We start from the raw sequence: 24729 nt of genomic DNA, 5'->3' as shown, positions 1-24729 counted from the left end.
CTATGATTTATCCTGATGAAGCAATGCTTTACGCACCGGTTGAATGGCACGACTGTTCCGAAGGTTTCGAGGACATTCGTTATGAAAAATCTGCCGACGGTATCGCAAAAATCACCATTAATCGTCCGCAGGTGCGCAATGCCTTCCGTCCTCTGACGGTAAAAGAGATGATCCAGGCACTGGCGGATGCGCGTTATGACGACAACATCGGCGTGATCATTCTGACTGGTGCAGGCGATAAAGCGTTCTGCTCCGGCGGTGACCAGAAAGTGCGTGGTGATTACGGCGGCTATAAAGATGACTCCGGCGTACATCACCTGAACGTGCTGGACTTCCAGCGTCAGATCCGCACCTGCCCGAAACCGGTTGTCGCGATGGTGGCTGGCTACTCCATCGGCGGCGGTCACGTTCTGCACATGATGTGCGACCTGACCATTGCGGCAGAAAACGCCATCTTCGGTCAGACTGGCCCGAAAGTCGGCTCCTTCGACGGCGGCTGGGGTGCTTCATATATGGCGCGTATTGTCGGACAGAAAAAAGCGCGTGAAATCTGGTTCCTGTGCCGTCAGTACGACGCAAAACAGGCGCTGGACATGGGCCTTGTGAACACCGTTGTGCCACTGGCGGATCTGGAAAAAGAAACCGTCCGCTGGTGCCGCGAAATGCTGCAAAACAGCCCGATGGCGCTGCGCTGCCTGAAAGCTGCGCTGAACGCCGACTGCGACGGTCAGGCGGGGCTGCAAGAGCTGGCGGGTAACGCCACTATGCTGTTCTACATGACGGAAGAAGGTCAGGAAGGTCGTAATGCTTTCAACCAGAAACGTCAGCCTGATTTCAGCAAATTCAAACGGAATCCGTAATGCGTAGCGCGCAGGTATACCGCTGGCAGATCCCCATGGACGCGGGGGTGGTTCTGCGCGACAGGCGGTTAAAAACCCGCGACGGGCTGTACGTTTGCCTGCGCGACGGCGAGCGCGAAGGGTGGGGAGAGATCTCCCCACTGCCGGGCTTCAGTCAGGAAACCAGGGAGGAGGCGCAAAGTGTGCTGCTTGCCTGGGTAAATGACTGGCTGGCAGGTGATTGCGAATTACCGCAAATGCCTTCCGTTGCCTTTGGCGTGAGCTGCGCGCTGGCAGAGCTTACCGATACGTTACCGCAGGCAGCCAATTACCGTGCGGCACCGCTGTGTAACGGCGATCCTGACGATCTGATCCTCAAACTTGCCGATATGCCAGGTGAGAAAGTGGCGAAGGTCAAAGTGGGATTATACGAAGCCGTGCGCGACGGCATGGTGGTGAATCTGTTGCTGGAAGCGGTTCCGGATCTGCATTTGCGTCTTGACGCGAATCGCGCCTGGACGCCGCTGAAGAGCCAGCAGTTTGCCAAATACGTTAACCCGGATTATCGCGACCGCATCGCTTTTCTCGAAGAGCCGTGCAAAACCCGCGATGATTCGCGAGCCTTTGCCCGTGAAACCGGCATTGCCATTGCCTGGGATGAAAGCCTGCGCGAGCCGGATTTTGCCTTTGTGGCGGAAGAGGGTGTGCGCGCGGTGGTTATCAAACCCACACTCACTGGCAGCCTGGAAAAAGTACGCGAGCAGGTGCAGTCGGCGCACGCGCTGGGGCTGACGGCGGTGATCAGTTCTTCCATCGAGTCTAGCTTAGGCTTAACGCAACTGGCGCGGATTGCTGCCTGGTTAACGCCAGACACCATTCCGGGGCTGGACACGCTGGATCTGATGCAGGCGCAGCAGGTTCGTCGCTGGCCGGGTAGCCCGCTACCGTTAGTGGAATCAGATGCACTGGAGCGGCTGCTATGATCTTCTCTGACTGGCCGTGGCGTCACTGGCGGCAGGTGCGGGGAGATGCCATCGCCTTACGGCTCAATGATGAGCAACTCAACTGGCGCGAGCTTTGTGCTCGCGTCGATGAATTAGCGTCGGGCTTTGCGGCGCAGGGCGTGGTTGAGGGCAGCGGCGTGATGCTGCGGGCGTGGAATACACCGCAAACGCTGCTGGCCTGGCTGGCGTTGCTGCAATGCGGTGTGCGGGTGCTTCCCGTCAACCCACAGCTTCCGCAGCCGTTGCTTGAGGAGTTGCTGCCCAATCTTACTCTGCAATTTGCGCTGGTGCCGGAAGGGGAGAACACCTTTTCGGCGTTAACTTCGCTGCAAATTCAGGCTGGAGAGGGCGCATATGCAGCAATGTGGCAGCCGACACGTCTGTGCTCAATGACGTTGACCTCTGGTTCTACCGGGTTGCCAAAAGCCGCTGTTCATACTTATCAGGCTCATCTTGCCAGCGCCGAAGGTGTGTTATCGCTGATTCCGTTTGGCGAGCACGATGACTGGCTGCTCTCTTTGCCGCTATTTCACGTTTCCGGTCAGGGAATTATGTGGCGCTGGTTCTACGCTGGCGCACGGATGACGGTACGCGATAAACAGCCACTGGAGCAAATGCTGGCAGGTTGTACTCACGCTTCGCTGGTGCCGACGCAGCTCTGGCGTTTGCTGGTTAACCGTAGTTCAGTTTCTCTGAAAGCGGTATTGCTTGGCGGCGCGGCGATCCCGGTCGAGTTGACGGAACAGGCGCGCGAGCAGGGCATCCGTTGCTTTTGCGGCTATGGTCTGACGGAGTTCGCCTCCACGGTATGCGCAAAGGAAGCGGACGGTCTGGCGGACGTCGGTTCGCCGCTGCCCGGTCGGGAAGTAAAAATCGTTAACGATGAAGTGTGGTTGCGCGCTGCCAGTATGGCCGAAGGTTACTGGCGTAACGGACAACTGGTGCCGCTGGTGAACGACGAAGGCTGGTACGCTACGCGCGATCGCGGCGAGATGCATAACGGTAAACTGACTATTGTCGGGCGCTTAGATAATCTGTTCTTTAGCGGTGGCGAAGGTATTCAGCCGGAAGAAGTGGAGCGGGTTATTGCTGCGCATCCTGCGGTTTTGCAGGTGTTTATCGTCCCCGTTGCAGACAAGGAGTTTGGTCATCGCCCGGTGGCTGTCGTGGAGTATGACAGCGAAGTCGTTGATCTCAGCGAATGGGTGAAAGATAAACTGGCACGTTTTCAGCAGCCGGTGCGTTGGCTGACGCTTCCTCCTGAACTGAAAAACGGCGGCATTAAGATCTCACGCCAGGCGTTGAAAGAGTGGGTTCAACGCCAGCAGTAATGGATCATCCGTTTCACATCTCATTTTTGCCATTCCATTGCCGTTGATAAAGAGTTTATCTGTTAATCTGTAACTTAATGTGAAAACTCTTAGCAAACAGGATAATGCAATGGAATGGCTGGTCAAAAAATCATGTTGCGATAAACAAGATAACAGACATGTTCTTATGCTCTGCGGTGCTGGCGGTGCGATAAAAATGATCGCTGAAGTGAAGAGTGACTTCGCCGTGAAAGTGGGGGATTTACTCTCGCCTTTGCAGAATGCGCTTTACTGTATTAATCGTGAAAAGTTGCACACGGTGAAAGTCCTCTCGGCAAGCAGTTATAGCCCCGATGAGTGGGAACGGCAGTGTAAAGCGGCAGGGAAAACTCAGTAACGTTGTTTTGTCGTGGGCAGGAAAATCAGCATCAACCCGCTCATAATAAAGGCTACTCCCAGTAGTGCTTTCAGCGAAAAAGTCCCTTCCCAGCCGGGAAGTACCATTGAAGCAATCCATACCAGCACATAACTCATACTGAGCAAGGCATAGGCTTTGCTTAGCGCAAGTTTATGTAGCGTTTTATACCAACAAAAAACGGAAAGCAGATAACCCAGCAGCCCGAGTAACAGTATCCGGGCATCCAGGCCAAAAGCTAACAGAGCCGCGATAAAATCCCATAAGTGCGTCATCGGCGGCAGATGACTCGCCGCAAAACCCAGACTTAATTGTGCTGCAGAAGCAATAATGACGCTGAATAATCCCCACATCAGACCCATTATACGGTACTCCCCAAGATCACAATGCCGCCAATAATGAATGCCACCCCGCACCAGTGACGCATCGATACCGGCTCGTGCCACAGTTTTACCGCAGCCAGCGTCACCCAGACAAAATTCAGACTCAACATCGGGTAGGCAATGCCCACCGGTACATTCTGTAAGACCAGTAGCCAAAGCACCATCGCAAGGCCAAGACAAGCCAGCGCCAGTCCCAGCCACAGTACGATATGTTTGCGCCGTTTGTTTATTGCCACAAAGCCGGTTGCCTGTTTCTGACACAACTGCCCGGCTACACTAAGCAGGCTGGCAAAGACTAAAATCAGCCAGATCATTTTGGGCGGTACTGAATGAGCACCAGACGTCCCTGATGATCGATAGCATCAGCGGGCGGAATGGCGAGGCTGTTGATGTCTTCATCGTGGTCAACCGAAAGCACGAGTGTAATAATCCCCTCCTGGCGATGCTGATTTAACCATTTGGAAAAATTATCACCGCTGACAAATCTCCCTTGCGCATCCGTATAATTAAGGCCGTATTTCAACTCACCCGTCTGACGATACATGATGATGTCATCGCGTTGCAGGCTCCATGCCAGACCTGCGGCAACACCGACGCTATCAGTAAGAATATAGCGGCTCGGCTGAAGTGATTCTTGCGTCATCTCGACAAAAAATTGCGGATGTTTTCCTTCCATAACTCTGTCAGGAATTGAAAATCCTACCAGCAACGCCATCCCCAGCGGGCAAAGTGCGGCAAAAGGCCAGGTTTTATCCACGTTTGTTAAGGTGTACCAGCCGAAAAATGCCCACAGCGAAAAAATAGACCATGAGCAAAAGACTTTATAGATCTCGAAAGTCTGCCAGACAGGTGTATTCATCGGTCCCCAGGGGGAGACAACAAACGTGGCAATAATACCCGTGACGCCAAATGCAATGTTAACCCAGCCATTAATTCGCAGCGCCAGAGGATTATTTTTTGCCGACTGCAAAGCGTAATGCGCCATCAACATCGCTAAAGGCGCAAAGCAGGAGAGAATATAAGTGGGCAATTTGCCTTTGGCGACGGAGAAAAACAGCAGCGGCATCACCATCCAGCTTAACAAATAGACGGTTGCGGAATGATTGCGATTTTTCCAGCCTGCGTAAAGTGCGCCGGGGAGTAATCCCAGCCACGGCAGGCTACCGGCAATGATGACAGGCAAGTAGTACCAGATCGGGGCTTTATGTTGGGCATCATCCATCGCAAAGCGTTGTATATGCTCAACCCAGAAAAAATAGTGCCAGAAATCAGGCTCCCGCTGCGCTATCGCCAGCCCCCAGGGGAGAACCGTTAGTACGCAACTGATAACCGCCAGCCAGCCGTAAATAAAGAAATCTTTCCAGCGTTTTTGCGTCGCTACCCACGGCAGCACGCTTAATACCGGCACGGCGAGGGCGAGGAAACCTTTGGTCATCACCCCCATGCCACAGGTTAACCCCAGCAGCAAAAATCCCGCGCTTTTGCCTCTCCTCGTTTGTGCCTGCATTGCCAGCCAGAAGCTGCACATCCCTGCCACCAGCCAGAATGCAATAAATGGATCGAGCACGGCATAAGTGCCGATGGCATAGACAATAAACAGCGAGAGATAAACCACAGCGGCGAGTAGTGCCAGACGCTTATCGCGCCATAAGCGCAGAGTAAACCAGGCCACCAGCGCGGCGGTTAACAGGGTTGCAAAGATAACACCAGCCCGCACACCAATGTTATTCGCGCCAAATAACCATTGCCCAATACTGTTAATCCAGTATCCGGCAATGGGTTTTTCGAAATAACGTAGCCCTAACAGATGAGGCACAATCCAGTCGCCGGAAGCCAGCATTTCCCGACTAATTTCCGCATAACGCGTTTCATCAGGTTGCCAGAGCAGACGTGTGCTGATCGGTAACACGTAATAACAGACAATAAACGCGAAGAGGCCGATAAGATAACGTACCGATTTCATCACCGACTACCCGCAACTTGTTGGCAACCCAGCCAGCCTTCACGTCCGGCAATACTTCCGCGAACGACGTGACCGAGCGGTAAATTCTCTGATAACAAGTCGCTTAAAGGACAAAACATAATACCTGCACGAGCTGCGCGTTTCAGGAGATCCACAAAATTATGCTGATAAGCGCAGCCTTCAACTTCTGCATGAATGGTATAAACCGGCGTACCTTTATCTCGCAGGATGCGGTTGAGTAGCCAACCGTTAAAATCTTCTGCTTTCACATTCCGACCAATCACTTCATCCCAGGTGGGTAAGGTCACCGGGATTTGCGCAGTGCCGGGCTTTCCTGATTCGAGCAATGGACGAAACGGCATCGCCCCACGACAATCGCTGTTGTAGCGCAAATGGAACGCTTCTTTTGCTTCGATCACCTGTTGGTCGGCACGCCAGCCAGCGGCAGCGGAGCAGGTTACCGGTTGGCCGATAATCTCTTCCAGAGTGCGAAGGCCGTGTGCGATATCGTCGACCATTGTTTGCCGATCCCAGTGACCGCTATGGGCTTGCCAGGCATAGTGATCCCAGGCGTGCAGGCCGACTTCGTGGTGTTTAGCCGCTTCACGAATGATATCGGCGTTAGCATGACCAATCTCTTTACCTGGCCATGCCGTACCTGCCAGTAAAATATCCCAGCCATAAAGCGATGCCGCGTTTGAGCGCAGCATCTTCCACAAAAACTGTGGCCTCACCAGTCGCCAGAGATGGCGGCCCATATTGTCCGGGCCAACGCTGAAAAAAATGCTGGCCTGAATATTATGCTTACTCAAGATTTCCAGCAGACGCGGCACGCCTTCACGGGTGCCACGAAAGGTGTCGACATCAATGCGTAAGCCCACTTTGGTCATGATGATTTTTCCGCAAGATCGACAGTGCGCAGGAAGAAATCTAGTGTTTCGTCGATGGTTTCCTGCATATCAATTTTCGGTTCCCAGCCCAGGCAGCGGCGAGCATTGCGGATGCTCGGTTTTCGATGCTCTACGTCCTGATATCCTTTGCCGTAGTAACTGCTACTTTCTACCACGCGAAAGCCTGCAAACGGTGGGAAGTGATGGCGCAGTGGATGTTTTTCGAAGCTCGCCAGCAGCATCTCGCCCAGTTCCTCAATGCTCGCTTCGTTATCAGGATTGCCAATGTTGATAATTTCGCCGTCGCAGCGATTCCCCGCATTTTCGATAATGCGGTATAACGCTTCAATGCCATCCCGAATATCAGTAAAGCAGCGTTTTTGTTTTCCGCCATCAATCAGCTTAATTGGTGAGCCTTCAACCAGATTAAGAATGAGTTGGGTAATTGCGCGCGAGCTGCCGATTCGTGCCGCATTAAGGTTATCCAGCCGTGGCCCCATCCAGTTAAACGGGCGGAAGAGGGTGAACTGTAAACCCTCTTTTTCGCCATACGCCCAGATCACCCGATCAAGTAATTGTTTTGAAACCGAATAAATCCAGCGCGGTTTATTCACCGGGCCGACGATCAAATTAGAATGGTCTTCATCGAAGTATTTATCACTACACATCCCATAAACTTCTGAAGTCGATGGGAAGATGATTCGCTTACGGTATTTCACGCAATAACGGATAATGCGCAGATTCTCTTCAAAATCGAGTTCAAATACGCGCAGCGGGTTGCGGGTATATTCAATCGGTGTGGCTATCGCCACCAGCGGCAAGACGACATCACATTTTTTGACGTGATACTCAAGCCATTCGGAATGAATACTGATATCGCCTTCGACAAAGTGAAAATGCGGATGATTAAGGAAACGACTAATGGCGTCGCTGCCGATATCCAGACCGTAAACTTCATAATGATCTTCGCGCAGCAGGCGTTCTGTCAGATGGTTGCCAATAAAGCCATTAACGCCAAGGATGAGTACCCGGGTACGGCGTCGGGCAGCGCAGGTTGATTGGCTATTTAATCGAGAACCTTGCACCAGCCCCAGTGTTTGCGCTAATTGTGAGCCTTGCATGGTAATGCCGTCGCCCGCCTGTCCGGTGACGATTTCCAGCGTGCCATAACCACAGGCAATCAACAGCGGTGCAACAGAAATCACGCTGCCCGGTTGTGCGGCAGTAGTAAGAGAATGTACGCGGGACGACCAGACTGTAAATTTCTGATTGCCAACATAACTAAAGGCGCCAGGCCAGGGATCGGCAACGGCACGCACCATGTTGTGGAGTACACAAGCCGGTTTATGCCATTCCAGGCGGCTGTCCTCCGGTGTTCTGCGACCAAAACAGGTGGCTTCGTTCTCACGTTGGGCGATTTCCAGAATATTACCGTGTTTAATCGCGGGTAATGTCTGCTCCAGCAACTGACGCGCGGCGTGGCACAATTTATGATGTAGCGTAATGGCAATATCGTCTGGCGCAATGGCAACGCGCAGTTGGGCCACAATGGCTCCGGCATCGGCGCGTTTCACCATTCGGTGCAATGTAACGCCAGTTTCCGTTTCACCGTTCACCAGCACCCAGTTCAGCGGCGCGCGACCACGATATTTCGGTAACAGCGAACCATGCAGATTAAATGCGCCTGCGGTAGCAAGCTGCAAAATATCGTCACTGATCAGATGGCGATAATAAAAAGAGAAAATCACATCAGGTGACAGTTGGGCTATGCGTTCTACCCACAGCGGATGATTAACGTTATCCGGCGCATAAACCGGAATGCCTCTTTCCGCCGCCAGACGAGCCACCGAACCATAAAATGCTTTTTCGCCAGGATTATCGGTATGAGTAAAAATGGCGCTAATTTCGTAACCGGCAGCCAGCAAGGCTTCAATGCCCAGGCATCCCATATCGTGGTAGGCAAAAACGACGGCTTTCATTATTCATTTTCCTTGCTGGATGGACGGATAACTTGCTGAACAAAATAGCGGGGGCGGGCGCGGACATCGGTGTAGATCCTGCCGATATATTCACCGAGTAATCCCATGCCGATAAACTGAGCGCCAATAAAAGTAAACAGCACGGCAAATAGCATAAAGACGCCTTCTGCCGCCCATTGTGGTCCGAAGGTCAGGCGTAAAATCACCAGCAGTACCGCGATGCTAAAACCTCCAATCGCAATAATGCTGCCGAGCAGACTCAGCATACGTAGCGGCGTAGTGGTAAGGCAGGTCACCAGGTCGTACATCAAATTAATCAGGCGCATAAAGCTGTATTTGGATTCACCAAATTCACGCTCGGCATGATGCACTGGAATTTCAATGGCGCGGCGGGCAAAGATATTCGCCAGAATCGGGATAAAGGTGCTGCGTTCATGGCAGTGCAGCATGGCATCGATAATATGGCGGCGATAGGCGCGTAACATACAGCCGTAGTCGCCCATCGCTTTGCCGGTGGTGCGCTGGATCAACCGGTTAATCATCTTCGAGGCGGATTTACGAAACCAGCTATCCTGGCGGTTCTGGCGCACAGTCCCTACCACGTCGTAACCTTCATCGGCTTTTTCCACCAGATGGGGGATTTCTTCTGGTGGATTCTGGAGATCGGCATCAAGAGTAATGATTAAGTCGCCGGTAACGTGACTGAATCCCGCCATAATTGCCGAATGTTGTCCGTAATTGCGATTAAGCAAAATAGACACAATATGGCTGCCCTCCGCTTGTGAGGCATCGACCAGCATTTGTGCGGAGTTGTCGTTGCTGCCGTCATCAATCAGCAGGATCTCATACTCTTTCCCCAGCGATTCACAGGCTGTGGTGGTGCGCCTGATTAATTCCGGTAAGCTTTCCTGCTCGTTATAAACGGGAATAACCACCGAGACTTTCTTAACAGGGTGGATTTCAAACATGGCTTATTGTCCTGCGAGTTGCTGAAGGGCAGTGATGACGCGGTCGGCATCGGCGGTGGTCATATCCGGGAAAAGCGGCAACGAACAGATGCGTTCGCTATTCCATTCCGTATTCGGCAACGACAGCGTGGGAAAACGCTTGCGATAATATTTTTGCGTGTGGGCGGCGCGGAAATGTAACCCGGTTCCAATGCCTCTTTCTTTTAACGCTTCCATCAGAGCATCGCGGCTGATACCACAACGTTGTTCATCAACACGTATGATAAACAGATGCCAGGCGTGAACGTGCAACCATGCAGGAACGCTTAAAGGCTGGAAAGGGAGAGCTGCCAGTGCTTGCTGATATTGCAGGGCAATGTCGCGACGGCGAGTATTTAGTTGCTCTAATTTATTCAACTGCGTCAGAGCTATCGCAGCGTTAATATCGGTCAGATTGTACTTATAGCCCGGCGTTAATACTTCAGCCTGCGGCGCGCGTCCCCAGGTTTGCCTGTCATATGCATCGACACCCAGACCATGAAATTTCAACATGCGTAACTGGCGGGCGAGGTTTTCATTATCGGTAACAATCAGGCCGCCTTCCGCGCAGGTAATATTTTTGATGGCGTGGAACGAAAAAATAGCGGTGCCCTTTGCACCAGTATGCTGACCTTTGTAATACGTACCGACGGCGTGGGCGGCATCTTCAATGACCGCGATACCGTGGCGTTCAGCAATGGCGCGAATGGCGTCAATATCTGCTGGCGCTCCGGCATAATGCACCGGGATAATCGCTTTGGTGTAGGGCGTAATGGCCGCTTCGATCGCTTCAGGCGTGATCATCAGCGTATCGCGATCAACGTCCACCATCACCGGCTTTGCGCCCAACAGGGAGATCATATTGAGGGTTGAAACCCAGGTCATGGAGGGAGTGATGACTTCATCATCAGCGCCAATCCCCAGCGCCATCAGTGTGATATGCATTCCAGCAGTGGCCGAGCTGACTGCGATAGCGTGTTGATTTCCTGTCAACTGGCAAAAGGCCGCTTCCAGTGCCTGATTCTTCGGACCAGTGGTTATCCAACCGGATTCGAAAACCTCTTGAACTGCAGCGAGTTCTTCCGCGCCTATTGCCGGACGCGAAAAAGGTAAAAAGTCTGACATTGTTTTTCCTTCGGCCATTGAATACCTTTCCCCGCTATTCGCTAATATTTTTCATAGGGAATGTTATTTGTATTTTGCCATTTGGAATGAAATTCTAAGGTTAGAACATTAATTTAACCTTAAGGAATGAATATAAGGCTTAAATATTATTTTTTTTGTTTTTGTATCTTATTCAGGCTTTTAATTTGACAAGATTTAAGGCATTTTGCGTGCATCGTAATGTTTTAATACTATCCCAGCCACTATTTACCAGTGAAAATGTCGTTTGTTTTCGCGGTCATTTAGCTGGCTACGCTTGTCTATAGGTGGAGCTTAAGTGTTAGCTTTTTGTCGGACTTCGTTGAAGTCTAAAAAATATATCTACATTTTACTGGTGCTTGGGGCGATTGCGGGGCTGGGTACACATGCTGCCTGGAGCAGTAATGGTTTGCCGCGTATCGACAATAAAACGCTGGCCAGATTAGCGCAGCAGCACCCGGTTGTGGTTCTGTTTCGCCATGCGGAACGCTGCGATCGCTCCTCTAATCAATGCTTGTCAGACAAAACGGGCATTACGGTGAAAGGTGCTCAGAATGCCCGTGAACTGGGCAAAGCTTTTAGCGCGGACATCCCTGATTTCGATCTTTATTCCAGTAATACCGTTCGGACTATTCAATCAGCGACCTGGTTTTCTGCTGGAAAAAAACTGACGGTAGATAAACGTTTTCTACAATGTAGAAATGAGATTTATAACACAATTAAGGAGTTGCAAAGTAAAGCGCCAGATAAAAATATCGTTATTTTCACCCATAACCATTGTCTGACCTATATCGCTAAAGATAAACGAAACGTGACATTTAAACCAGATTATCTGGATGGGCTGGTAATGCATGTTGAAAATGGCAACGTTTTACTGGATGGTGAGTTTGTTAATCGGTGATTTGTTAATATGACAGCCAATAATGGCTGTCATTACTGTTACATCAGACCTTTCAAACGTAACGTTTTCTGAGTGGCGACATTCAAATCATAGTGAGCAAGATCTTCAGGTTTTACCCATGCGTATTCCTGAAACTCTTCGTTAATTTTCACTTCACGGTTGGCAGAGACGCAGTCAAAGATCAGGTAAATCATATAAATCTCTTCCTTGCGACCATCTGCATACGTCTTGATACGAATGTCATCACTGAAAGTCCATGGCGTGATGTCAGTAAGAATCAGTTGCTCGCCCAGCTCTTCTCTGATTTCACGACGTAATGCTTCTTCAATGCGCTCACCGGGTTCTACGCCGCCGCCAGACAGCGCCCATTGTCCGGGGAAAACGCCGCGATCGTCGGCCATTTTACACAGCAGATAAGCACCATCATTTTGAATTAAGGGACAAACTATAGTCCGTTGCCGCATGGGAATATTCCTTACCTCTGAAAATAAAACAAAAGAATACGGCAATGGATCAACTCGTGAAAGTGGCATTGGCCTTTTTTGCGACGATAACCGCGATGATTATTTTTCTGGCAATTAATTTTTGGTGGCTACTTTTTCTGCACTTAATTATTAAAGAAGTATTTAGTTACAATAAGTTAGCAGATCGCTTTTTTCACGCATTGAATCCTCTGTGTCAGGCAGTACAATCCCGCAGCTTTGGGGACTTTTAATTATCTTCTTGCGGGAAAAGGTAAAAATGAAAAAATTTGCACTGCCAGTTCTGGCTGGAATGCTATTGGTTTCTGCATCGGCAAATGCGATAAGCATTAGCGGTCAGGCGGGAAAAGAATATACCAATATTGGCGTCGGTTTCGGTACTGAATCGACCGGTCTGGCATTAAGCGGTAACTGGACACATAACGATGACGACGGTGATGTCGCGGGCGTTGGCCTGGGATTGAATCTGCCGCTGGGACCGTTAATGGCAACTGTGGGCGGTAAAGGCGTTTACACCAACCCGAACGACGGCGATGAAGGCTATGCCGCAGCGGTAGGCGGTGGCTTGCAGTGGCAAATTGGCGATAGCTTCCGTCTGTTTGGCGAGTATTACTACTCTCCGGATTCGCTCTCCAGCGGTATTAAAAGTTATGAAGAAGCGAATGCTGGTGCGCGTTACACCATTATGCGCCCGATCAGCATTGAGGCGGGCTACCGCTACCTGAACCTGTCGGCTAAAGACGGCAATCGCGACAACGCGGTGGCTGACGGCCCGTATGTTGGGGTTAGCGCCAGCTTCTGATGCCTTCCGGCGCGGCGTTCTGCCGCGCCATTCAGTTTCTTACTACGCCTTATCTCCCTTTGCGTTATAGTGATTCGATAACAAAAGCAGGAGATAACCATGTTAAAAGTGGAAATGTTATCCACCGGGGATGAAGTGTTACACGGGCAAATCGTTGACACTAACGCTGCCTGGCTGGCGGATTTTTTCTTTCATCAGGGGTTGCCATTATCTCGCCGCAATACTGTGGGCGATAACCTTGAGGATTTAGTGACCATTCTTCGCGAACGTAGCCAGCACGCCGATGTGCTGATCGTCAATGGCGGACTGGGGCCGACCAGTGATGATTTAAGCGCACTCGCCGCAGCGACCGCCAAAGGTGAAAGCCTGGTTCTTCATGAAGCCTGGCTCGAAGAGATGGAACGCTATTTCCGCGAACGTGGTCGCGTAATGGCGCCGAGCAACCGCAAACAGGCGGAGCTGCCTGCCAGTGCAGAATTTATCAATAATCCGGTTGGTACGGCCTGTGGTTTTGCTGTGCAACTTAACCGTTGCCTGATGTTCTTTACCCCAGGCGTGCCGTCGGAATTTAAAGTGATGGTCGAGCACGAAATCCTGCCGCGCCTGCGTGAGCGTTTTTCTTTGCCGCAACCGCCGGTTTGTCTGCGGCTGACCACTTTTGGTCGTTCAGAAAGCGATCTGGCGCAAAGCCTGGATGCGTTGCAACTACCGCCAGGTGTGACGATGGGCTATCGCTCCTCCATGCCGATTATTGAACTGAAACTCACCGGACCGGCAAGCGAGCAACAGGCAATGGAAAAACTGTGGCTGGACGTTAAACGTGTTGCCGGACAGAGTGTGATTTTCGAAGGCACCGAAGGGCTGCCAGCGCAAATCAGCCGCGAACTACAAAGCCGCCAGTTCAGTCTGACGTTGAGCGAGCAATTCACCGGTGGCTTGCTGGCTTTGCAACTTTCTCGCGCGGGGGCGCCATTACTGGCGTGTGAAGTGGTTCCTTCACAGGAAGAAACCCTGGCGCAAACTGCGCACTGGATAACGGAACGCCGAGCTAACCATTTCGCCGGGCTGGCGCTGGCGGTTTCTGGTTTGGAAGATGAGCATCTCAACTTTGCGCTGGCTACGCCAGACGGCACTTTCGCCCTGCGAGTACATTTCAGCACCACGCGCTACAGCCAGGCTATCCGTCAGGAGGTGTGCGCAATGATGGCGCTTAATATGCTGCGCCGCTGGCTAAACGGCCTGGATATTGCCAGCGAGCATGGCTGGATTGAGGTTGTGGAGTCGTTGACACTGTCGCCACAGGGGGCGTGAAAGAGGGCGTGCCGGGGAGAAGTCTTTTACCCGGCACGTTGTCGCGTTCATTTCAGGCTTAATGGGGTGAGATCGGCATCGGTTAGCTGGGTTGTTGCCCGCACAATCTCACGTTCAAAGCCTTGTTCCAGCATACGCAAGGCGATTTTAATGGCTTGTTCATGCATGCCTTCCTGCAAGCCTTCTAATTTACCTTCTTGCCAGCCTTCAATCTTACCCTCCTGCCAGCCAATTTGATGTCCTTCCTGCCGTAGCCGTTCAGCAATAGTCATCAATCTCTCCTTTTGTAGTGGTGAACGTTCGGCAATCTCCTGAATAAAGCGGGTGAAACGGGAGGTATCGCCACATTGCAGGAGATAATTAAACAGTGTTTGCAATTGGCTGTCATTAGTGAAGCCTCTAACCAAAAGCGTGGTGATCCTGTCGACCATGCCGATTAAATCGCGGTCGCGAATATGTTTTTGAATAAGTTCCAGCAGGGCTATACGCCGATGTTGCATGATCTCATCGTCAGGTACGATGGTGATATCCACCAACGGAAAAGCTTCGGTGTACAACTGCCGGGCAAGTTGCGGATCGTTAAATTCATCCAGCCAGTTGAGAGAATACGGGTAGGGCGAGGTTTCGCCATGATAAAACAGCAATGGCACTACCAGCGGGACTTTGTCATAACCTTTATCCAGGTGACGCTGCATGGCGGCGGTGGCATAGCGCATCAGCCGAAAGGCCATATTCTTTTCCGCAGAACTTTGATGTTCAATTACGCAGTAGATATAGCCGTCACCTTCGCTGGTTTCTACCGACCACAAAACATCCGAGTAGTAAGCGCGTAAGCTTTTTTCAATAAAACTTGTGGGTTCCAGCCTTAACGTATGCAGATTACACAGCTTACGTAACGGTTCCGGTAGATGTATTTCCAGAAAATCCCGTGCGGTATCGGGTGAGAACATAAAGGTTTTAAATACCGCATCATGCGGGGAGGAGGTTGTTGATTCAGTCATGGTTGTCCGTCACCTGATATTTATGATGACGCGACATTACGGTTATCCCAGGCCTTTGACATCTGCCAGTTTCAGCCTTTGCGAGACGTTTTCAGAGGAATTTTCATTGTGATGAAACGCATACATTGGGTACGGAATCGCGCACGCAAAAATGCCCGATAAGCAATGCGCTTACCGGGCATCAGAAGGGAGTTTAAACCAGCGCCTGAGCCAGCAGCGTAATCGGATGTTCGCAGCGAAGACTTGTGGACATCTCAATCTGCCATTTGCAGGTTTCGCAGTCGGTAACCACCAGATCCGCGCCGCTCTCTTCTATCTGGCGGAACAGCGGTGCACCGATGGCTTGTGAGGTGGGGTAGTTCTCTTTTTTGAAACCGTAAGTACCCGCAATACCGCAGCACTGGGAATCCAGCACTGTTAGCTCAAGCCCTGGGATCTTACGTAAAAGTTCCAGGGTGTAGAGCGTCCAGCCCATTTTTTCCATATGGCACGGGGTGTGATAGACCACTTTTAGCGGCAGTGATTTCAGCGGCAAGGTTTTGCCTTCGTCCAGCTTGCGCCACAGCCAGCGGGTTGCCAGTTCGATATGATCGCGCAAGCCTTTGTTGTCGACATTCAGCACTTCCGGGTACTCGTCGCGCAAGGCAAACGTACAGGTAGAGGAGGTGGCAATCACCGGAATACCTTTTCCCCCCACAGCTTCGCGGATCGATTCCACGTTAGTGATTGCCTGTTTACGCGCTTTATCGGTAAAACCGTTGGCGATGAGTGGCACACCGCAGCATTTCTCTTTGCTGAGCAGTTGTACGCCGGTGCCCATCGCGTTGAGCACTTTAATTAAATCCTTGCCTAACTGCGGATGGTTGTAGTTAACGAAGCAGCCGTGGAAAAAGGCCACCTGGTCTTTATATTGCGCCTGCTGCGCAGCCACACTGCGATACCAGCGACGAAAAGTGCCGAAGGAGTATTTCGGCAGCGTGCGGCGATGGTCAATTTTTAACGCCGCATCAAGCAGTTGTCGCACTGGTTTCAGCGAGGTAGCGGTGTTGACGATAGGCGCGAACGGCGTGGAAACGCTACCCATCAGGTCGGTATGACTCAAAACGAAATTGCGCAGCGACGGGCGCGTAGTGTCATATTTCGCCCGCGCGCGCTGGATGATATCGCCAATCTTCACATCGGACGGGCAGGCGACTTCGCAACGTTTGCAGTTAATGCAATATTTCAGCGCCTCGTCATACAGGGCGCCATCTTTCAGACGCAGACGCTCGCCATCCGGCCCGGCCTGTTTTGGCCCCGGATAGCCCGGATTCACCCGGCTTACCGGGCAGGCGGTGGTACAGACGGTACACTTAATGCAATTTTCGAAGCTGGTATCGTTCATTGTTGGCCTCCTGCGCGTTGGGCAATCTGTTGAGCGGCATGTAAAGCACTGACAGCACAAACGCCGCCGCCGCATCCCTGGGCGATGGGATCAAATCCGCCCAGCACCGAACCGATGGCAAACAGGTTTTCAATGGTTTGCCCTGCCTGCGACGGGCGTAGCGTCTCATCAGTGGTTACACCGAACTGCTGCCATGGTTGCGCCGCAAAAAAATCACTTCGATACCACTCACCCCGCGTGGCGGTTTGCAGCACATCAAGGCCGAGAATCGGCTCGCGAATGCCGTTGCGTTCCGCAACCAGTCCGCCGCTAAAGAAGCTGCCGCTGGCGAGAACCGCGAAACGTGGACGCAGCGGGATGTCGGCGTGATTACGGGTCCAGATTTCATTCACCACGCCATTTTTACAGGTCACTTTTTTCACTTCATCGCCCGGCATCCATACACCGCCCTGGCGCACGAACTGACGTTGAAGCTGATTTTGCAGACGAATGCCCAGCACGGAAGGTGGCAGTGTCGGCAGTAACATTAATGAACAGGGCAATTGTTCGTTCAGCCAGCGCCAGAGTTTGTCATCAGCCAGGCCGAAGCAGGCTGGCATCAGGATCATTTCACAGGTGTTGGCGACAGGGATAAGCGCATCAAGCAACAGTGGCCAGTTTTCTTCGTTATCAAGGAAACGGGCAATATTTACTGCGCGGAACTCGGTGGCGTTATTACGTAGCACATCCAGTTCCGGCAGTTCTATTTCTGCGGTTTCAACCGAAAGATCCAATTCACGTAACGAAGCTGCCGCAAGATGCGCCTGAAAATCCATCAGCCCGCTGATACCCACCACACATATTTTCTTCGCTGGCAACGGCCAGACGGGGACTTCTGGCGAGCTTAGCCAGGTTGAGCGCAGAGTGCCGAGCGGTGTAACTCGCTGGTGAGCCAGTTCAACGCTACCCTGCAATTGCGCACCGCTTTCAGCGATCAATGCCTGCGCCCTGCAAGCGAGATCGAGCACGCGCTGTGAGCCGAGAACACTGTAAGGATGGGCAGGAGCTTGATGGCACAAAGATTCCAGGCCGTCGTGAATGTCTGTCACCGTTTGACCGTCAGGCAGATGGCTCAGTAAATCCAGCGATCCGGACGAAAAATGCAGCGCGCTTTGACCACGAGTGACAATCGCACAGCGCAGGCCGTGTTTTTGTAGTTGCAGGCCGCAGAGTAATCCGGCAAGACCGCCGCCCATAATGACAGTATCAAATCGCATCTTTCTGCTCCTTCTCCAGACCACACAGTCCCTGATAAACCCACCGGGTAAATTCGCTTTCGCGCAGCGCATCGCCCCAGGCAACAGGTTGCACGCCTTTCCAGCGTTCGTTCAGGAAGGTGGAAAGTTGCTCGATAGATTGCGCAGAGGTGGTGACATTAAAGCGTTGCAGCAGCCCGGCGGCGCGGCAGGCGCAGAGTTCGCCTTGGCAGGTGCCCATTCCCACACGGGTACGACGGCGCAAATCTAACAGACTGTTAACGTTTAAATTTTCTACTGCATATTGCACTTCGCCTGCGGTAACGGCTTCGCATTCACAGACCAGGCTGCGGTGCAAACGGCCTTCACTTAACCAGGCTGGCGTACGATCGCCGTGACGGTAAACCGCAGAACCGCGCAGCGGGGCTGGGAGGGAGATAATTTTTTGCAGCGTGGCTTCAGCCAGTTCCTGTGAACCTGGTAGCGGCGTATCGGCAGTGATGCAGGGGCGCGTGTTGCCCAGTTTGCGGCACACCGAGTCAGTAGCCCATTCCGCCATCAGGCGGTAGGTCATCAGTTTGCCGCCGGTGATGGTGATAAATCCGTCAAGACCATCGCGTTCGGCGTGGTCGAGCAGCACGATGCCGCGACTGACGTTACGTCCGCTCGGGTCATCATCGCTGGCAACCAACGGGCGCACGCCAGAGTAGGCTCGCAGAATACGCGTTTTCGCCATCACCGGAGCCAGTTTTTCCCCTTCACGCAGCAGAATATCCACTTCTTCTGCCGTCACTCTGTTGTCGTCGATCTCATTGTAATCAATACGTAAAGAGGTGGTTCCAATCAGCGAAATGGTATCGCCGGGAACCAGAATATCGGCATCAGAAGGTTTACGGCAGCGGTTGATCACATGCTGATTAATGCGGTGATCCATGATCAGCAGCGATCCTTTTGCCGGGAACATGCGAATACGCAGATCGGCATATTCGGCAATATGTTGTCCCCAGATCCCGGCAGCATTAACCACCACAGGTGCATGAAGTGCCTGGGTTTCGCCGGTGAGATGGTTACGCACACGAACGCCACACACCGTCGCGCCTTCACGAATCAGGCCAGTGACTTCGTGGGCGGTAAGGATAACCGCACCGTGTTCTTTTGCATCGAGCATATTTGCTGCGGTCAAACGAAATGGGTCAACGGTGCCATCCGGGACTTTCACTGCACCTATCAATGCCGGGTTAACGGAAGGTTCGATAATGCGCGCTTGCTGCGGATCGATGGCTTCTGCGCTTATTCCTGCTTCTTCGCAAGCGCGAATAAAAGTGGTTTGAAAGGAGAGGTCATCTTCTGGCAGGGTGATAAACAGGCCGTTGGTCGGCTCAACACAATGACGCGCAATACGTTTTAATATCTTGTTTTCACTAATACATTCACGGGCCGATTCCGCATCGGTTACCGCATAGCGCGCGCCGCTGTGTAGCAGACCGTGGTTACGCCCGGTCGCGCCTGTGGCGATGTCATGGCGCTCAACCAAAATCACGCGCAGCCCGCGCAGGGCACAGTCGCGGGCAATCCCGGCTCCCGTTGCGCCGCCGCCAATGATAATCACGTCACTTGATTGCGAGTCGCGAGTTTTCATTGTTATCCCTCTGAAGTTCGTTTTTTACCATTTAGCCATAGTAAAAACATGAATTGTTTGATTTCGCGCATATTCGCTCATAATTCGAAAGTGAAACGTGATTTCATGCGTCTTTCAGAACATTTCAATCATTGTGTTTAATAATGTGTGCGGTAATTCACATTTAATTTATGAATGTTTTCTTAACATCGCGGCAACTCAAAAAACGGCAGGTTCTTCTACTGAATCAGGCTGTTAATCATAAATAAGACCATGGGCCACGGAGGCTATAAATGTTGAGTATTTTTAAACCGGCGCCACACAAAGCGCGCTTACCTGCTGCGGAGATCGACCCGACCTATCGTCGATTACGCTGGCAAATTTTCCTGGGGATATTCTTTGGTTATGCTGCTTACTATCTGGTTCGTAAGAACTTTGCTCTTGCAATGCCTTACCTGGTGGAGCAGGGATTCTCGCGTGGTGATTTAGGTTTTGCGCTTTCAGGGATCTCAATCGCCTATGGATTTTCGAAATTCATCATGGGCTCGGTATCGGATCGCTCGAATCCGCGCGTTTTCCTGCCAGCTGGTTTGATTCTTGCTGCGGCAGTGATGCTGTTTATGGGATTTGTGCCGTGGGCGACTTCCAGTATTGCGGTGATGTTCGTGCTGTTGTTCCTCTGCGGCTGGTTCCAGGGGATGGGATGGCCGCCGTGTGGTCGTACCATGGTGCACTGGTGGTCACAGAAAGAACGTGGCGGCATTGTGTCGGTGTGGAACTGTGCGCATAACGTTGGTGGTGGTATTCCGCCGCTGTTGTTCTTGCTGGGGATGGCCTGGTTCAATGACTGGCACGCGGCGCTTTATATGCCGGCTTTCTGTGCCATTCTGGTGGCGCTTTTCGCTTTTGCCATGATGCGCGATACCCCGCAATCCTGTGGCCTGCCGCCGATCGAAGAGTACAAAAATGACTATCCGGACGATTATAACGAAAAAGCGGAACAGGAGCTGACCGCGAAGCAGATTTTCATGCAGTACGTGCTGCCGAACAAACTGCTGTGGTACATCGCTATCGCCAACGTGTTCGTTTACCTGCTGCGCTACGGCATCCTCGACTGGTCGCCAACCTACCTGAAAGAGGTGAAACACTTCGCGCTGGATAAATCTTCCTGGGCCTACTTCCTTTATGAGTACGCGGGCATTCCGGGCACCCTTTTGTGCGGCTGGATGTCGGATAAAGTCTTCCGTGGTAACCGTGGCGCAACCGGCGTCTTCTTTATGACTCTGGTGACCATTGCCACTATCGTTTACTGGATGAACCCGGCGGGCAACCCGACCGTAGATATGATTTGTATGATTGTCATTGGCTTCCTGATTTATGGCCCTGTCATGCTCATCGGTCTGCACGCGCTGGAACTGGCACCGAAAAAAGCGGCAGGTACGGCGGCAGGCTTTACCGGACTGTTTGGTTATCTTGGTGGTTCTGTGGCCGCAAGTGCGATTGTCGGCTATACCGTTGACTACTTCGGCTGGGATGGCGGCTTTATGGTAATGATTGGCGGCAGCATTCTGGCAGTTATCTTGTTAATTGTCGTGATGATTGGCGAAAAACGTCGCCATCAGGAATTACAGCAAAAACGCAACGGAGGCTAATGGCATGAAATTGACGCTGAAAAACCTTAGCATGGCGATCATGATGAGTGGAATGATCATGGGAAGCAGTGCAATGGCGGCAGACAACAGCGAGAAAATTGTAATAGCCCATCGCGGCGCCAGTGGTTATTTGCCGGAGCATACGCTGCCAGCAAAAGCGATGGCGTATGCACAGGGGGCTGACTATCTGGAGCAGGATTTGGTAATGACCAAAGACGACCATCTGGTCGTCCTGCATGACCACTATCTTGATCGCGTTACTGATGTCGCCGATCGTTTCCCGGACAGGGCACGCAAAGACGGTCGTTACTACGCGATAGATTTCACGCTGGATGAAATTAAATCACTGAAATTTACCGAAGGCTTCGATATTGAAAACGGTAAGAAAGTGCAGACTTTCCCTGGACGCTTCCCGATGGGTAAATCTGACTTCCGGGTGCATACTTTCGAAGAAGAGATTGAATTTGTTCAGGGGTTAAACCATTCGACCGGGAAAAACATCGGCATCTACCCGGAGATTAAAGCGCCGTGGTTCCATCACCAGGAAGGGAAAGATATAGCGGCTAAAACTCTGGAAGTGCTGAAAAAATATGGTTACACCAGCAAAGGGGATAAAGTTTATTTGCAATGCTTTGATGCTGATGAGCTGAAACGCATTAAAAATGAGCTGGAACCGAAAATGGGCATGGATCTCAATCTGGTTCAGTTGATTGCTTATACTGACTGGAATGAAACTCAGCAGAAACAGCCGGACGGAACCTGGGTAAATTACAGCTATGACTGGATGTTTAAGCCGGGCGCCATGAAGCAGGTGGCGGAATATGCTGACGGCATTGGCCCCGATTACCATATGGTCATTGATGAGACATCGCAGCCGGGCAATATTAAACTTACTGGAATGGTGAAAGATGCACAGCAGAATAAGCTGGTAGTGCATCCTTATACCGTGCGGTCGGATAAACTGCCGGCATATACGACCGATGTGAATCAACTGTATGACGCCCTGTATAACAAAGCAGGTGTTAATGGGCTGTTTACGGACTTCCCGGATAAAGCAGTAAAATTCCTCAATAAAGAGTAACTTCAGTGTCGGATGGCACGTAAGTGCCATCCGGTATATCTCTTCATTCAAAGCCTCATCTACGTCATAGTAAAATAGCGGACATATTTAATTCTTCATAAAGTCTGTTGGTTATCCTTACTTGCAGTTCTTTAGAGCGGGATGATTTGTTCCCGGCAAAAGAAATCCAGTAAGAAACACTTTTTATTAAGTTTTTCTTAAGGTAAACACCTATAGTCATTGTCGTTAACAATAAAGACAGGCGACAGGGTATGGCAGTTTCAGCAAAACACGATGAGTTCAATCATTGGTGGGCTACAGAAGGTGACTGGGTTGAGGAGCCGAATTACCGCCGCAACGGTATGAGCGGGGTGCAATGCGTCGAGCACAACGGCAAAAAGTTGTATGTGAAGCGCATGACTCACCACTTGTTTTATTCTATCCGCTATCCGTTTGGGCGTCCGACGATTGTTCGGGAGATAGCTGTAATAAAAGATCTGAAGCGCGCCGGTGTGATTGTGCCGAACATCGTTTTTGGTGAAGCGGTGAAAATTGAGGGTGAATGGCGCGCGTTGCTGGTGACTGAAGATATGGCGGGGTTTGTCAGCATTGCTGACTGGTATTCACAACACGCAGTAACGCCTTATTCCGACGATGTACGGCAAGCAATGTTGAAAGCGGTGGCGCTGGCATTTAAAAAGATGCATAGCGTTAATCGTCAGCATGGTTGCTGTTATGTTCGCCATATCTATGTGAAAACAGAAGGTAAGGCAGAAGCAGGTTTTCTTGATCTGGAGAAAAGTCGCCGTCGTCTGCGTCGCCATAAGGCTATTCATCATGACTTCCGCCAGTTGGAGAAATATCTGGAGCCGATCCCTAAAGCGGACTGGGAGCAGGTGAAAGCGTATTATTCTGCCATGTAATCGTTGTAGGCCAGATAAGACGCGTAAGCGTCGCATCTGGCGCTAGTACCCGATCACATCTCGATTTCAATATCACCTTTTGCCCGGCAACAACAGGGCAAAATTTCCCCAGGTTGAATAAAGGCTAACGGTTCGGCAATCCAGTCCACCTGGCCTGCGACAAGGCGCGTGCGACAGGAGCCGCAGTAGCCTTCGCGGCACTGATACTCAACCGCCACATTGTGGGATTCCAGCGCCGCCAGAAGAGAAGGGTGTTCATCCTGGCACAGCAGTTGTGTGCCAGTGATGCGCAGGGTAACGCGAGCCATCAGAGTTGGAAGTTACTCAAATCGTCGGTGTCTACTTCCGAGTCAATCTGTCCGACCAGATAAGAACTGACTTCCACTTCCTGCGGAGCAACCTGTACGTTATCAGACACCAGCCAGGTGTTGATCCACGGGATTGGGTTGGAGCGCGTCTGGAACGGCAGATCTAAACCAACCGCCTGCATACGGATATTGGTGATGTACTCGACGTACTGGCAGAGAATGTCTTTATTCAGACCAATCATCGAACCGTCACGGAACAGATAATCCGCCCAGTCTTTCTCCTGCTGTGCCGCCTGGACAAACAGGTCATAGCACTCTTGTTTACACTCTTCGGCAATTTCCGCCATCTCAGGATCGTCCGCGCCGCTGCGCAACAGATTCAGCATATGCTGGGTGCCGGTCAGGTGCAGGGCTTCGTCACGGGCAATCAGGCGAATAATTTTGGCGTTGCCCTCCATCAGCTCACGTTCCGCGAATGCGAAAGAGCAGGCGAAGCTGACGTAGAAGCGGATCGCTTCCAGCGCGTTAACGCTCATCAGGCAGAGATAAAGTTTTTTCTTCAGCTCGCGCAGGCTAACGGTCACGGTTTTGCCGTTGACGGTATGGGTGCCTTCGCCCAGCAGATGCCAGTAACTGGTCATTTCGATCAGTTCGTCGTAGTAAGCTGAAATCCCTTCCGCGCGTTTCTGGATCTGCTCGTTGGTGACGATATCATCAAACACAACAGACGGATCGTTAACGATATTACGAATGATGTGCGTGTAGGAGCGGGAGTGAATAGTTTCCGAAAACGCCCAGGTTTCTACCCAGGTTTCCAGTTCCGGAATGGAGATCAGCGGCAGCAGCGCCACGTTCGGACTACGGCCCTGAATAGAGTCCAGCAGCGTCTGGTACTTTAGATTGCTGATAAAGATGTGTTTTTCGTGCTCCGGCAGCGCCTGATAATCGATACGGTCGCGGGAGACGTCAACTTCTTCTGGACGCCAGAAGAAAGAGAGCTGTTTTTCGATCAATTTTTCGAAGATTTCATATTTTTGCTGATCGTAGCGAGCCACGTTGACCGGCTGACCAAAGAACATGGGTTCTTTGAGCTGATCATTCTTCGTCTGTGAAAAGGTGGTATATGCCATGAATGTGTCC

The 24729-nt window shown here is 51.6% G+C and carries 25 protein-coding genes; 11 read left to right on the top strand and 14 right to left on the bottom strand.

Annotated features, from left to right (window positions below):
- Positions 1–2: 2 nt before the first annotated feature.
- The 4 genes from menB to pmrD all read left to right on the top strand — a co-directional run bounded on the left by menB (position 3) and on the right by pmrD (position 3550).
- Positions 3–860 (top strand): 1,4-dihydroxy-2-naphthoyl-CoA synthase, encoded by an 858-nt coding sequence (menB, locus tag WES_RS06925; protein WP_000639990.1) that lies wholly within the window; start codon positions 3–5, stop codon positions 858–860.
- On the top strand, positions 860–1822 hold the full coding sequence (gene menC / locus WES_RS06930) for an o-succinylbenzoate synthase (RefSeq protein WP_016158676.1): 963 nt from the start codon (positions 860–862) through the stop codon (positions 1820–1822). Before menB ends, menC begins: the two co-directional genes overlap by 1 nt.
- Positions 1819–3174: an o-succinylbenzoate--CoA ligase gene (gene menE, locus WES_RS06935; protein WP_016158675.1), complete on the top strand. Its 1356-nt coding sequence runs from the start codon at positions 1819–1821 to the stop codon at positions 3172–3174. The genes menC and menE overlap by 4 nt, the downstream gene beginning before the upstream one ends.
- Positions 3175–3283: 109 nt before the next feature.
- Positions 3284–3550: a signal transduction protein PmrD gene (gene pmrD, locus WES_RS06940; protein ID WP_010356695.1), complete on the top strand. Its 267-nt coding sequence runs from the start codon at positions 3284–3286 to the stop codon at positions 3548–3550.
- On the opposite strand, the gene arnF is transcribed toward pmrD, so the two are convergent.
- From arnF to arnB, 7 genes are read right to left on the bottom strand one after another with little or no spacing between them, the layout of a single operon-like run.
- A complete protein-coding gene (gene arnF, locus WES_RS06945) occupies positions 3544–3930 on the bottom strand; it encodes a 4-amino-4-deoxy-L-arabinose-phosphoundecaprenol flippase subunit ArnF (RefSeq protein ID WP_000523865.1) in 387 nt (128 codons plus the stop codon). The two genes, pmrD and arnF, sit on opposite strands and share 7 nt — an antisense overlap.
- Positions 3930–4265, bottom strand: a complete 336-nt coding sequence (arnE, locus tag WES_RS06950; RefSeq protein WP_000638003.1) for a 4-amino-4-deoxy-L-arabinose-phosphoundecaprenol flippase subunit ArnE — start codon at positions 4263–4265, stop codon at positions 3930–3932. Before arnE ends, arnF begins: the two co-directional genes overlap by 1 nt.
- The gene (gene arnT / locus WES_RS06955; RefSeq protein ID WP_016158674.1) at positions 4262–5914 is read right to left on the bottom strand and encodes a lipid IV(A) 4-amino-4-deoxy-L-arabinosyltransferase; all 1653 of its coding nucleotides are present in this window, start codon (positions 5912–5914) and stop codon (positions 4262–4264) included. Before arnT ends, arnE begins: the two co-directional genes overlap by 4 nt.
- A complete protein-coding gene (arnD, locus tag WES_RS06960) occupies positions 5914–6804 on the bottom strand; it encodes a 4-deoxy-4-formamido-L-arabinose-phosphoundecaprenol deformylase (protein WP_016158673.1) in 891 nt (296 codons plus the stop codon). The genes arnT and arnD overlap by 1 nt, the downstream gene beginning before the upstream one ends.
- Positions 6801–8783 (bottom strand): bifunctional UDP-4-amino-4-deoxy-L-arabinose formyltransferase/UDP-glucuronic acid oxidase ArnA, encoded by a 1983-nt coding sequence (arnA, locus tag WES_RS06965; RefSeq protein WP_016158672.1) that lies wholly within the window; start codon positions 8781–8783, stop codon positions 6801–6803. The genes arnD and arnA overlap by 4 nt, the downstream gene beginning before the upstream one ends.
- Positions 8783–9751 carry an undecaprenyl-phosphate 4-deoxy-4-formamido-L-arabinose transferase gene (arnC, locus tag WES_RS06970; protein ID WP_000461645.1) on the bottom strand — a complete coding sequence of 323 codons (969 nt, stop codon included), beginning with the start codon at positions 9749–9751 and terminating at the stop codon, positions 8783–8785. Before arnC ends, arnA begins: the two co-directional genes overlap by 1 nt.
- Before the next feature lie 3 nt (positions 9752–9754).
- On the bottom strand, positions 9755–10894 hold the full coding sequence (gene arnB / locus WES_RS06975; RefSeq protein WP_016158671.1) for a UDP-4-amino-4-deoxy-L-arabinose aminotransferase: 1140 nt from the start codon (positions 10892–10894) through the stop codon (positions 9755–9757).
- A 316-nt stretch (positions 10895–11210) separates the two neighbouring features.
- Here arnB and ais point away from each other — a divergent pair, with 316 nt between their 5' ends.
- Positions 11211–11813 (top strand): lipopolysaccharide core heptose(II)-phosphate phosphatase Ais, encoded by a 603-nt coding sequence (gene ais, locus WES_RS06980; RefSeq protein ID WP_016158670.1) that lies wholly within the window; start codon positions 11211–11213, stop codon positions 11811–11813.
- Positions 11814–11851: 38 nt separating this feature from the next.
- Here the strand turns inward: ais and nudI are convergent, their stop codons facing one another.
- The gene (nudI, locus tag WES_RS06985; RefSeq protein ID WP_001249882.1) at positions 11852–12277 is read right to left on the bottom strand and encodes a nucleoside triphosphatase NudI; all 426 of its coding nucleotides are present in this window, start codon (positions 12275–12277) and stop codon (positions 11852–11854) included.
- Positions 12278–12321: 44 nt separating this feature from the next.
- Between nudI and WES_RS0121615 the strand changes: the two genes are divergently transcribed.
- The 3 genes from WES_RS0121615 to WES_RS06995 all read left to right on the top strand — a co-directional run bounded on the left by WES_RS0121615 (position 12322) and on the right by WES_RS06995 (position 14408).
- Entirely contained in the window at positions 12322–12528 is a 207-nt protein-coding gene (locus WES_RS0121615; RefSeq protein WP_024195144.1) for a hypothetical protein, read from the top strand.
- Between the two features lie 26 nt (positions 12529–12554).
- Complete coding sequence (locus tag WES_RS06990; protein ID WP_000712687.1) at positions 12555–13097, top strand: YfaZ family outer membrane protein; 543 nt, start codon at positions 12555–12557, stop codon at positions 13095–13097.
- Between the two features lie 99 nt (positions 13098–13196).
- Positions 13197–14408, top strand: a complete 1212-nt coding sequence (locus WES_RS06995; protein WP_016158669.1) for a nicotinamide mononucleotide deamidase-related protein YfaY — start codon at positions 13197–13199, stop codon at positions 14406–14408.
- 47 nt (positions 14409–14455) lie between these two features.
- Here WES_RS06995 and WES_RS07000 read toward each other — a convergent pair whose 3' ends face one another.
- The 4 genes from WES_RS07000 to glpA form a co-directional block, all read right to left on the bottom strand.
- A complete protein-coding gene (locus tag WES_RS07000) occupies positions 14456–15409 on the bottom strand; it encodes an ISNCY family transposase (protein ID WP_016158668.1) in 954 nt (317 codons plus the stop codon).
- Positions 15410–15602: 193 nt separating this feature from the next.
- Complete coding sequence (gene glpC, locus WES_RS07005) at positions 15603–16793, bottom strand: anaerobic glycerol-3-phosphate dehydrogenase subunit GlpC (protein ID WP_001000373.1); 1191 nt, start codon at positions 16791–16793, stop codon at positions 15603–15605.
- Complete coding sequence (gene glpB / locus WES_RS07010; protein WP_016158667.1) at positions 16790–18049, bottom strand: glycerol-3-phosphate dehydrogenase subunit GlpB; 1260 nt, start codon at positions 18047–18049, stop codon at positions 16790–16792. The genes glpC and glpB overlap by 4 nt, the downstream gene beginning before the upstream one ends.
- Positions 18039–19667 carry an anaerobic glycerol-3-phosphate dehydrogenase subunit A gene (gene glpA / locus WES_RS07015; protein WP_016158666.1) on the bottom strand — a complete coding sequence of 543 codons (1629 nt, stop codon included), beginning with the start codon at positions 19665–19667 and terminating at the stop codon, positions 18039–18041. The genes glpB and glpA overlap by 11 nt, the downstream gene beginning before the upstream one ends.
- A gap of 272 nt (positions 19668–19939) precedes the next feature.
- Here glpA and glpT point away from each other — a divergent pair, with 272 nt between their 5' ends.
- The 3 genes from glpT to inaA all read left to right on the top strand — a co-directional run bounded on the left by glpT (position 19940) and on the right by inaA (position 23281).
- The gene (glpT, locus tag WES_RS07020) at positions 19940–21298 is read left to right on the top strand and encodes a glycerol-3-phosphate transporter (protein ID WP_016158665.1); all 1359 of its coding nucleotides are present in this window, start codon (positions 19940–19942) and stop codon (positions 21296–21298) included.
- 4 nt (positions 21299–21302) lie between these two features.
- The gene (glpQ, locus tag WES_RS07025) at positions 21303–22379 is read left to right on the top strand and encodes a glycerophosphodiester phosphodiesterase (protein ID WP_000779064.1); all 1077 of its coding nucleotides are present in this window, start codon (positions 21303–21305) and stop codon (positions 22377–22379) included.
- 251 nt (positions 22380–22630) lie between these two features.
- A complete protein-coding gene (gene inaA / locus WES_RS07030) occupies positions 22631–23281 on the top strand; it encodes a lipopolysaccharide kinase InaA (protein ID WP_000301023.1) in 651 nt (216 codons plus the stop codon).
- 53 nt (positions 23282–23334) lie between these two features.
- Here inaA and yfaE read toward each other — a convergent pair whose 3' ends face one another.
- Both yfaE and nrdB read right to left on the bottom strand, forming a co-directional pair.
- Positions 23335–23589 carry a ferredoxin-like diferric-tyrosyl radical cofactor maintenance protein YfaE gene (gene yfaE / locus WES_RS07035; RefSeq protein WP_000135040.1) on the bottom strand — a complete coding sequence of 85 codons (255 nt, stop codon included), beginning with the start codon at positions 23587–23589 and terminating at the stop codon, positions 23335–23337.
- Complete coding sequence (nrdB, locus tag WES_RS07040; protein WP_000332038.1) at positions 23589–24719, bottom strand: class Ia ribonucleoside-diphosphate reductase subunit beta; 1131 nt, start codon at positions 24717–24719, stop codon at positions 23589–23591. The genes yfaE and nrdB overlap by 1 nt, the downstream gene beginning before the upstream one ends.
- Positions 24720–24729: the final 10 nt, after the last annotated feature.

The sequence above is a fragment of the Escherichia sp. KTE31 genome (genome assembly GCF_000407925.1).
GTDB lineage: Bacteria > Pseudomonadota > Gammaproteobacteria > Enterobacterales > Enterobacteriaceae > Escherichia > Escherichia ruysiae.
Note: the sequence above shows the minus strand (reverse complement) of the source record. Positions and strands in the feature narration are given on the sequence as shown.